Below are 8,734 nucleotides of genomic sequence, written 5' to 3'. Positions count from 1 at the left end.
TTACACTATAGCCTTGACGGCACGGGCGGCGGCTACCTCGACATCAAGCAGGGCTTCGGGCTTGAAATTTTAGGCGCGCACACGCAGCTTTGGGTCGTCGTCGTAGATTTTTGCGTAATCGCGTTTTTGGCGGTCATATTTTTATTTAGCAAAAATTTAGGCGAGATAATGAAAAAGAGTACGAGCGGCGAATACGGCGAGTTTTTGCGCTACTTGCCTCTAGGCAAGATCGCAAATTTAATCTTCATCGTCATCATCGCCGCAAACTGCGCGCAGGCTTTCATCGTCTCAGGCCCGCCGCCGTATCTGGGCTCTAGTACGCCGGCTAGGATGAGCCTTGATCCTGCAAAATGGTTTTGGGAAAAAGATCACTGGCAAAGCGCGCTTGATTTTAGATTCGATTGGAATCCGGAGCTTCCGGATCTGCCAAACTAAGGAGCAAAAAGATGAAAAAGCTGATGATTTTTACGGCGCTAGCGGCTCTGGCGTTTGGATTTGAGTTTAATCTCGATAGCAAAGCGGGCGCGCTTGAGGGTGTGAAAGAGCTCGGTGCGCCGAGTGCGGAAGTGAGTTTGAGCTTACAAAACGACGCGCCGATTACGGGAGCGGACTACGACGCAGATAAAAAGCAGTTCGCGCTGGTTTCTAAAAATAACGAATTCTACGTTGCGGACGAAAATTTAAAGCCGCTTAGATACGGCAAGCACGATCGCCACTTTATAATGGAGATGGAAGCAACCGTGGGTGCTACGTGGTACAAAAATGAGCTCGGCATGATAAGTTTTAATAAAACTTTCGTATTTTATGAGCCTGCGGACGGACTGAGTGCAGAGGAGCAAAACAGCCAGTGGAGGCACTTAACCGAGGGCTGGGATAAATGGAAGCTAAACGATCTCGGCAACAAAGGGCGCTTCTCCACGCTTCGAGCGAAGCAGCAATATATCCTCGGCTGGGATTACGACGCGGCTGCGAATAAATTTATCGTTGCGTCCGTGCCTAACGACGTGAGGGATTATTGGAGCGTGGCGGTGTTTGACGGCGACGATAAGATGATTTTGGAGGAATTTATTCCGCAAATCGGCTCAAATTTAAAGCTAAAAGAGAGTAGGAGCCTAGGCGAATATTATGTCACGGGCATCGACGCTCAGCCTGACGCAGTTTATCTTTTGAGTAAAAATTTCTCGACCATTTTAAAGTTAAATTTACAAACGCATGCAATTGAGGATGCGTATAGTTTTAGCGGAGCGGCAAACGCAAGAGCGCTTGCGGTGAAGGACGGTAAATTCTATGTTTTTTCGCGCGAAGGCAAAGAAAATAAAGTTTTCATATACGATATGAAATAAAGCCCACATTTAAGGAGAAGAGATGCAAAGACGTTCTTTCTTAAAAGGCGCGGGAGCGGCTCTGGCTACGGCGGGAGCCTCTCCAAGCCTATTTGGTATGGAGCAGTTTGAGGTGGATTTTAAACCGAAATCCTATAAAAACGAGCAGGGCGTAGAGTATCACTATCTCACCTGTCCTAGAAACTGCCGCGACGCCTGTTCGATGATCGCAGAGATCAAAGACGGCAAGATGGTTAGCATCAAGGGCGATCCGAAGCACCCTCTAACGCAAGGCACGGTCTGCGTCAAGGGTCACACCTACGCAATGCACCTATACAACGCCGATCGCATAATGTATCCGATGAAGCGCGTCGGTAAAAAGTGTGAGGGCAAGTGGGAGCGCATAAGCTGGGATCAAGCGCTAAAAGAGATAGCCGCGAAGCTCACCGAGATCAAGGCAAAATACGGCGGCGAGGCGCTAACGGAATTTGTCTATTCGGGCAACGAAGGGCATATCTCAAAGACGATCGCGCCTGGAAATTTCTTTGAAAAATACGGCGCTACGAGGCTTGTGCGCAACCCGTGCGACTGGCCGCGCTATGCGGGCACGCCGAGCGTCATCGGCACGGACTTTTCAAAAGACGCGCTGGAAGTGGATGAGAGCGATATGTATATCAGTTGGGGCTCAAACGAAGCCTATACGGCGGTGCACTGGATTAGATTTGCCCACCGCGTCAAAAAGCGAGGCGGCAAGATCATCGTCATAAATACGATCAGAATTCCGCTCGCAAACCAGGCCGATATGTTTATCCAGCTAAAGCCTTCAAGCGATCCGGCATTTTGTCTAGCGGTCTGTAAATTTTTGATAGAAGAAGATCTATATGATCATGAATTTGTAGAAAAATATACAACCGGCTTTGAAGATCTAGTTCATGAATGCTCGCTCTACACCTACGGCGAACTAAGCGATATGTGCGGCGCAAGCGTCGATCAAATCAAAGTTTTCGCGCGAGAATACGCCCATGCCAAAGCGCCTGCCATTATGCACGGCGACGGCGGGCAAAGGCACTTTAACGGCGCAAGGCTAGTGCGCGCGGTTACCTTCTTGCCGGTACTTACGGGTTGCCTTACAAAACTTGGCGGCGGATTATTCTGGGCTTACGTGCACGTAAAGGGCTGCTTTAACTTCGATAACTGCATGCCAGATCTTTCGCCGAAAGATGCGGAAGGCAAAAAGATAGAGCGCCAGCAAATAAGCTATATAGAATTTGGTAAAGGTATCCAAAAGGAAAATCCGACCTATCTAGGTAAGCCGATAAATACGGTCATCCGAGCCTGTATCAACTACAACTCAAATTTAATGGTCACCGCGCCGAATACAAATTTAATCAAAAAGCGCGTGATGGACGACGACTTTTTCCTAGTAGTCATCGATCCTTACGACATCGACACCTGCGACTACGCGGACTACGTATTGCCGGGCGTTACCTTTATGGAGAGCGAGGATATTCAAAACGATCAAATTTCGGGCTACGTCTGCTACAACGCCCAAAGCGTCAAACCGCTGGGCGAAGCCAAGACGAATTTGGAATTTTTTAACGCTCTAGCAAAGGCGATGGGATATACCGAGGAGTGCTTCGACTGGGATAGCGAGACGGTTTGCAGAAGGTTTTTGGATACGGAATTTGCCAAAAAGCAAAACATCACCTACGAAAAGCTAAAAAGCGTGGGCTGGATAAAGCCGTTTAGAACGCCTGAGACGATGAAGGACCAGTTCCCTTACTACCCTTATGCGCCGAAGGATAAGCTAGTATTCGGCACTAAAAGCGGCAAGTGCGAGCTCTACTCCGAAGCTTTCAAGGACGCAGGCTATCACCCGGTAATCGATCTTGACGACGATTGGGATTATTACCGAGCGCATAAGAGTTTCGGCGACGACTACCTCAAAAAGTATCCGCTTTATTTCATGACGCCGGGTACGCAGCTTCAGGATAACTCAAACTGGGGCAATATGCCTTACATCCTAAAACGCGTCATCGTAAAGGGCAACGCCGAGCTATTTATGACGCGCGAGGATATGCTGGCGCGCGGTATCAAAGAGGGCGATACGGTCGAGGCTACGAATGAAAAGGGTACGGCGATATTTACGGCAGTCGAGACCAATCAGATGCAGCCTGGAATAGTTTATGCATGGAATAATATCTGGGTCAAAGTCACCAAATCTCGTACGGGAGCAAATATCCTTTGCTCGGACGGAGTGAGCGATTTGGGTAACGGATCGACCTATACCGCAAGCTTTTGCGAAGTAAAAAAAGCTGCGAAACAGGAGGCATAAAATGAAACGAAAACAAGGATTTTTATTTGATTACAACTTTTGCATAGGTTGTAAGGCGTGTGAAATTTCATGTCAGGTCTACCATAATCAAGACCCCGACATCAACTGGCGCCATGTAGATATGATGCTCATCCATGAAGACGAGATCGAAAAGGAAATTTTCATCTCGCATTCGTGCCACCATTGCGAAGAGCCTGCGTGTATGGACGTCTGTCCCGTAGGAGCTTACATTAAGCTCGAAAATGGCATCGTTCAGCCGCTGCACGATAAATGTATCGGCTGCGGATACTGCATCGTAGCCTGTCCTTACGGATCGATAACCAAAGGTAAAGACGGCAAAGCGCAAAAGTGCAACCTCTGCGCCGAGAAGCTCGAGCGCGGCGAGGAGCCTGCGTGCGTAGCGGGCTGTCCTTGCGACGTGCTAAAGCTGGTCGATAGCGACGTGAGCGATAGCGCGGGGATGGAGAAAGAGATGCCAGGCTTTAAACGCTTTTTTACGAAGCCGAATATCCGCTTCTATCCTCGCATGAAGCGCAACGAGGTTATCCACTAAGGATAAAAAGATGCGTAATTTAAAGCAGAGCCTTTGCGTCGAGGACTTTTTGAGGCAGGTATTTTTGGTGCCTCTTACTGGTGAAAATTTGGATGAGCTTTTAAATTTGACGCAGGATTTTACGCCTAAGCTTAAAGAGCATAAATTTATCCTCGAATTTGCCGAATGCAAAAGCGAGCCGAATTTAATCGATGAAATTCGCTACGAATTTAATAGGCTCTTCGTAGGTCCTAAGCGCCCTAAAGCCGAGCCTTACGAGTCGGTGTATTTCGACTATCAAACGATGTTTGGGGCAAAGACGATGCAGGTGCGAAGCTTTTACGAGAGCTCTGGGCTAAAGCTCGAGGATGCGCAGCTTGATAAATTTCCCGACGATTTCATCGGGTACGAGCTACAATATCTTTATTTTCTAAGTTTTAGCGCGTTAAAGGCGGAGGATGAGGCTAAATTTAATGAAATTCTGCGCAAAAAGGCGGAATTTATCGCCGCTCATCCGTCGCAGTGGTTTGGCAAATTTGCCGCTCGTTGCGATGAGCATGCAAATTTAGACGTTTGGAAGAACTTCGGGGGCTTTTTAAATCTCTATCTAAATAGCGAGATGGATGCACTTAAAAGTGCGCTAAAAGATCCTGAAATTTTTAAAAATTTAAAGGAATGACGATGGTACAGACGACTTGGGGATGGCTCATAGTCATCTATCTATTTTTGGGCGGTTTAGGCGCCGGGGCGTTTTTGTGCTCGGCTTTGGCTTACAAGGGCTTTTTGGGCTCATTAAACGAGAGGTTTTATAAGTTCGGCTTTCTGCTAGCACCCGTTGCGGTAATAATAGGAACCGCGCTTTTGCTATTTGACCTGGCGCCGAGCGCTGCGATAAATCCTCTTAAAATTTTGCAGCTCTATACGCGTCCGGTATCGATGATGAGCATAGGTACGTATCTACTTACGTTTTTCATCGTAGTCAGCGTTTTGGTGCTTTTGCAGATCAAAAAGAGCGGTAAAATTTGCGATATGATGCTCACGCTCGGAGCTATTTTGGCGCTTGGAGTGATGGGATATACGGGGCTACTGCTTTACGTCGTAAAGGCGATCCCGCTTTGGGCTAGCGTGTGGCTGCCGATTTTATTTACGATCTCCGCGATCTCTACGGGGCTTAGTGCGAACGCCGCCGCTACGCTAAATTCCGGGCACGGGCTAAGCCACTGCGCGCATAAATTTCACGTCGTGCTAGTCGCGCTTGAGATTGTTGCGGTGCTAGCGCTATTTGCTAGCGTAAGAAGCGAGGCTGCGGGCATGGCTAGCGTAACTAAGATAGTCAGCGGCTCGCTTGCGCCGATGTTTTGGATAGGCTTTGTCGTGTTTGGGCTTGCTTTGCCGCTGCTAGGCGGAAGCAAATTTATGCTTCGCAGCTGCAGCGTGAATGCGGACGGCAGCGTCTGCGCGCACGGCGGCGAGGAGATAAAAAGCTGCGTTTATAACGAATACGGCGTACTTGTGGGCGGCTTTTGCTTAAGAGCGTTTATCGTGCTCGGCGCGGTCTATATATTTTAACTCCTCCTTTCTGATACTGGTCGGACAAAAGTCCGACCTAATTTAGTTTCAAATTTATATGATTTTTTGTAGGCGATAAGAAAAATGGTACAACATTGTAAAGCTCCTAAATTAAAAATTTAGGCGCAAAATTACCGCGTATTTGGCATACGTTCCTTAAATTTAACATGATTGCAGTCCGCATAAATGGGCCATCGTTACCTCACCGTTTTCTTATGTTCCAGAGTTTCGCCCTCCTTTTGCAGATAGTTATATTGCTAGTGTGTTGGTTGTGGCATATTTTGTGGTTCGCATGTTGCTTGGATTTTGACTGAAGTTTGTTATGCTATAGTTGGGTTGCTTAAAAAAATGTAGATCGGATTCTTAAATCAGATGTTTTTAGCCTACGGCAGCTATTTAAAAGTATATAAATATCAAAAAATTATTGGATTCAAATATGCGACCTATATAGATTTAGGCTGGCATAAAAAATAATCAGGTAAGTTGAATTAAGCTAAAGCCCCTTAATTCAACCCAATCTCGCAGCTCTTATCAATCAAGATGATGCTCTAGCAATATTTTCAGGTGTCATTTTAAAACCGCTTTTGTTTAATCTCTCTACAAGCTTTGGAACAGTCTCTTTTACGTGTTCATTAAAAGATATATATAAAATTCCACTCGCATCGGATGGGACATCTAAATCTCCTTTCTTTAAAATTGCGACTCTACTTCTACCAATAGACGACAGTAACATTCCCATTTCTAGAACAACATTTTGTCTAGCTCTAGGCTTTGCATCCTCCGGCCTTGAGCTTTTAGGATACCCCATGTCATCAGGAGTCAATAGAACAATCCCAAAAGTAACCTCAGAAGGATTTTGCCCAATTTCTTTTTCCAAGGCTTCAATGATAGTTAACCCTCCACCGCTGGTATTTTGTAATACAAAAGGTTCAATTCCTAATTTGTGCAGAACCAGTTCCAGCTGTTCCCTTGCCGTACTGTCATGGCCATGAACAACAAAAACTTTTCCCTTAGCTTCTACTTGAGCAGGAGTTATAGGCTCGCCAATAATTTCATTTGATTTGTTATCACATAATCCTTGAATAAAACAAGACAACTTATCATCTGCTTTTCCTTGTAAATTAACACTTCCCTTGCTAGGCCAAAAATTTAATATAGAACCATTTGGGAATCTAAAACAATATCCACCATTTTTTTGTTCTTCATTATAATTGGAAAAACCTCCTTTGCTCAACTGGTTTTTTAAGTTATCAATATTCCCTGAAAATTTCATTTTTATTTAATCTCCTTAACTATAAAATTAGCCTTGTTGTCCAGTCAACCCCATTTTTCAACAGCCCCTGCTAAAAAATCTCCACTAGCCACCAGGCTTTGCGGAGTCTACCAAACCTACAATACTGAGCAACAATGCCTTTTCGGTGAGTTTATTTCACCATCGTCTTTTAGGGCGTTTATCGCATTTTGCTCTCTTTTGTCAGCATTTAGTGCCTAGGCTATCCCACCTGCTTTCATCGGGGCGAAAGTTTTAGGATTTGCCCTTTTTGCTTCTTTTGGTTAAATTTACAATGACATTATGGCAAAAAGAGCTTTAAGTGGCTTGGCAAAAGTTATTTAACGGATATAAATTCGACACCGAGAGAGTAGCCAAGCGCCTTGTTTTAAATTATCTATAAATTTAAGCCGCCTAAAAGACGGCTTAAATTTCACCTCTCAAAAATAAAAATTTTATTCACGCCGTTTTCTCTGGATGCGACGTAGAATTTACCCTCTTTGATAGCGAGCGCATGGGCATCGCTCGCGCTTTCAAAGCTATAAATCTCCACGATCTTTCTGCTGCGCGGATCAAGCTTTAGGATGCTTGAGCATTGCTTCGAGAGTAGATAAACAAACTCGCCGCTCGCATCCATACCCGTGATATAGTAGTCGTTTATATCCCTGCCGTCCTTTACGCCGAGAGTCTCGTCGAAGCTCGGTACAAACTCGCTCGAGAGCAGATTGTCGGTATCGCTAAAGCTCGCTATACTCCAGCTTTGCTTTATATTATCCGGCACGCTAGCGACGAAAAACTCGCCGTAGAAATCCGAGTGATCCCAGCTTAGGATATACTGCTGTTTGGCACGCACGGTGGAGTAGCGGTCCTTGAAATCGAGCGTGAAATTTTCATATCCGTCGTGCAGATAGCGCCACGCTTTGTTCGCTTCCTCTTTACTTTGATTCGGTGCGGGTTTGAAAAACTCATAGGTTTTATTATAGCTCATGAGCCCTACCGAGCCTTTAAAAAAGCTCGCTGCGACGGTTTCTTCCATCTGCATTATCCAATCGGGTGTGCTTCGTAGATAGCTTTTTACGGTTTTTAGCTCGCCGTCCATTTCGTAGAGCTCGAATTTTAGCGTACCGAGCAAGAAGCTTCCGCTCGCCGCGTCGTAGTCAAGCCCCGTGACGGGATTATTATTGTTTAAATTTAGCGTTATCTCGCCGCTTTTGCGTAGAGGCGTTAAATTTGTCACTGCGCCATCCGCAGGATTTAGATTAAACTCGCCGCCAAACGCCAGTGTGGCGCACAATAGGGTTAAATTTAGAAATCTTTTCATCTTCAACCTCACTTCGGTAAATTCGGTAGTTTTGGATTCCAGCTTTCGCGGAAGTCAATTTCGGTCTCCTCCCAGTGATCAAGCTCCCAAAACCACTTTGACGGATCGACGCTCATGCGCGAAGGCGTCGCAGAGGCTAGATAGGGCGGCGGGCCTGCGGTGATAAAGGCCTGCACGCAGTTAAAAGCCATGATGATCGCAAAGGCTGCCACGGCTATCTTGCCTAGCGCGAAGCTCGGCAGAACCGCACCGTATGCGCCCTCTTCGCTTTTTTGCATTATTTTACCTACGTTTTTGCCTAGCAGCAAAATCACGCCCAAAAATATAATGACGCAAAAATGCACCACTACGACCCAAAACTGCGTGTGCGCGCCTAAAATTTCAA

7 protein-coding genes and 2 pseudogenes are annotated in these 8,734 nt (G+C 46.1%); 6 read left to right on the top strand and 3 right to left on the bottom strand.

Going from position 1 to position 8,734, the window contains the following annotated elements:
* The 6 genes and pseudogenes from Q0236_RS04845 to nrfD form a co-directional block, all read left to right on the top strand.
* A pseudogene (locus tag Q0236_RS04845) lies at positions 1-435 on the top strand (hypothetical protein); the annotation flags it as partial.
* An 11-nt stretch (positions 436-446) separates the two neighbouring features.
* The gene (locus Q0236_RS04840; RefSeq protein ID WP_297915646.1) at positions 447-1,343 is read left to right on the top strand and encodes a hypothetical protein; all 897 of its coding nucleotides are present in this window, start codon (positions 447-449) and stop codon (positions 1,341-1,343) included.
* Positions 1,344-1,365: 22 nt separating this feature from the next.
* Positions 1,366-3,657 (top strand): molybdopterin-dependent oxidoreductase, encoded by a 2,292-nt coding sequence (locus tag Q0236_RS04835; protein WP_297915644.1) that lies wholly within the window; start codon positions 1,366-1,368, stop codon positions 3,655-3,657.
* 1 nt (position 3,658) lies between these two features.
* Positions 3,659-4,210, top strand: coding sequence for a 4Fe-4S dicluster domain-containing protein (locus Q0236_RS04830; protein WP_297915642.1), 552 nt, complete (start codon positions 3,659-3,661; stop codon positions 4,208-4,210).
* Positions 4,211-4,220: 10 nt separating this feature from the next.
* On the top strand, positions 4,221-4,868 hold the full coding sequence (locus Q0236_RS04825; RefSeq protein ID WP_297915640.1) for a molecular chaperone: 648 nt from the start codon (positions 4,221-4,223) through the stop codon (positions 4,866-4,868).
* Positions 4,869-4,870: 2 nt separating this feature from the next.
* Positions 4,871-5,758: an NrfD/PsrC family molybdoenzyme membrane anchor subunit gene (gene nrfD, locus Q0236_RS04820; RefSeq protein WP_297915638.1), complete on the top strand. Its 888-nt coding sequence runs from the start codon at positions 4,871-4,873 to the stop codon at positions 5,756-5,758.
* A gap of 535 nt (positions 5,759-6,293) precedes the next feature.
* On the opposite strand, the gene Q0236_RS04815 is transcribed toward nrfD, so the two are convergent.
* The 3 genes and pseudogenes from Q0236_RS04815 to Q0236_RS04805 form a co-directional block, all read right to left on the bottom strand.
* The gene (locus Q0236_RS04815) at positions 6,294-7,031 is read right to left on the bottom strand and encodes a nucleotide-binding protein (RefSeq protein ID WP_297915636.1); all 738 of its coding nucleotides are present in this window, start codon (positions 7,029-7,031) and stop codon (positions 6,294-6,296) included.
* A 430-nt stretch (positions 7,032-7,461) separates the two neighbouring features.
* Positions 7,462-8,349 (bottom strand): hypothetical protein, encoded by an 888-nt coding sequence (locus Q0236_RS04810; protein WP_297915634.1) that lies wholly within the window; start codon positions 8,347-8,349, stop codon positions 7,462-7,464.
* A gap of 8 nt (positions 8,350-8,357) precedes the next feature.
* Positions 8,358-8,734, bottom strand: a pseudogene (locus Q0236_RS04805) (hypothetical protein); the annotation flags it as partial.

The organism is uncultured Campylobacter sp. (assembly GCF_938031315.1).
Classification (GTDB): Bacteria; Campylobacterota; Campylobacteria; order Campylobacterales; family Campylobacteraceae; genus Campylobacter_B.
The sequence above is the reverse complement of the archived record's forward strand: the minus strand, read 5'-3'. Positions and strand labels throughout refer to the sequence as shown.

Excerpts from the sequence above, each read along its gene's own strand:
- Q0236_RS04825 (WP_297915640.1), top strand. The coding sequence starts at position 4,221 with ATGCGTAATTTAAAGCAGAGCCTTTGCGTCGAGGACTTTTTGAGGCAG.
- Q0236_RS04830 (WP_297915642.1), top strand. The coding sequence starts at position 3,659 with ATGAAACGAAAACAAGGATTTTTATTTGATTACAACTTTTGCATAGGT.
- nrfD (WP_297915638.1), top strand. The coding sequence starts at position 4,871 with ATGGTACAGACGACTTGGGGATGGCTCATAGTCATCTATCTATTTTTG.
- Q0236_RS04815 (WP_297915636.1), bottom strand. The coding sequence starts at position 7,031 with ATGAAATTTTCAGGGAATATTGATAACTTAAAAAACCAGTTGAGCAAA.
- Q0236_RS04810 (WP_297915634.1), bottom strand. The coding sequence starts at position 8,349 with ATGAAAAGATTTCTAAATTTAACCCTATTGTGCGCCACACTGGCGTTT.
- Q0236_RS04835 (WP_297915644.1), top strand. The coding sequence starts at position 1,366 with ATGCAAAGACGTTCTTTCTTAAAAGGCGCGGGAGCGGCTCTGGCTACG.
- Q0236_RS04840 (WP_297915646.1), top strand. The coding sequence starts at position 447 with ATGAAAAAGCTGATGATTTTTACGGCGCTAGCGGCTCTGGCGTTTGGA.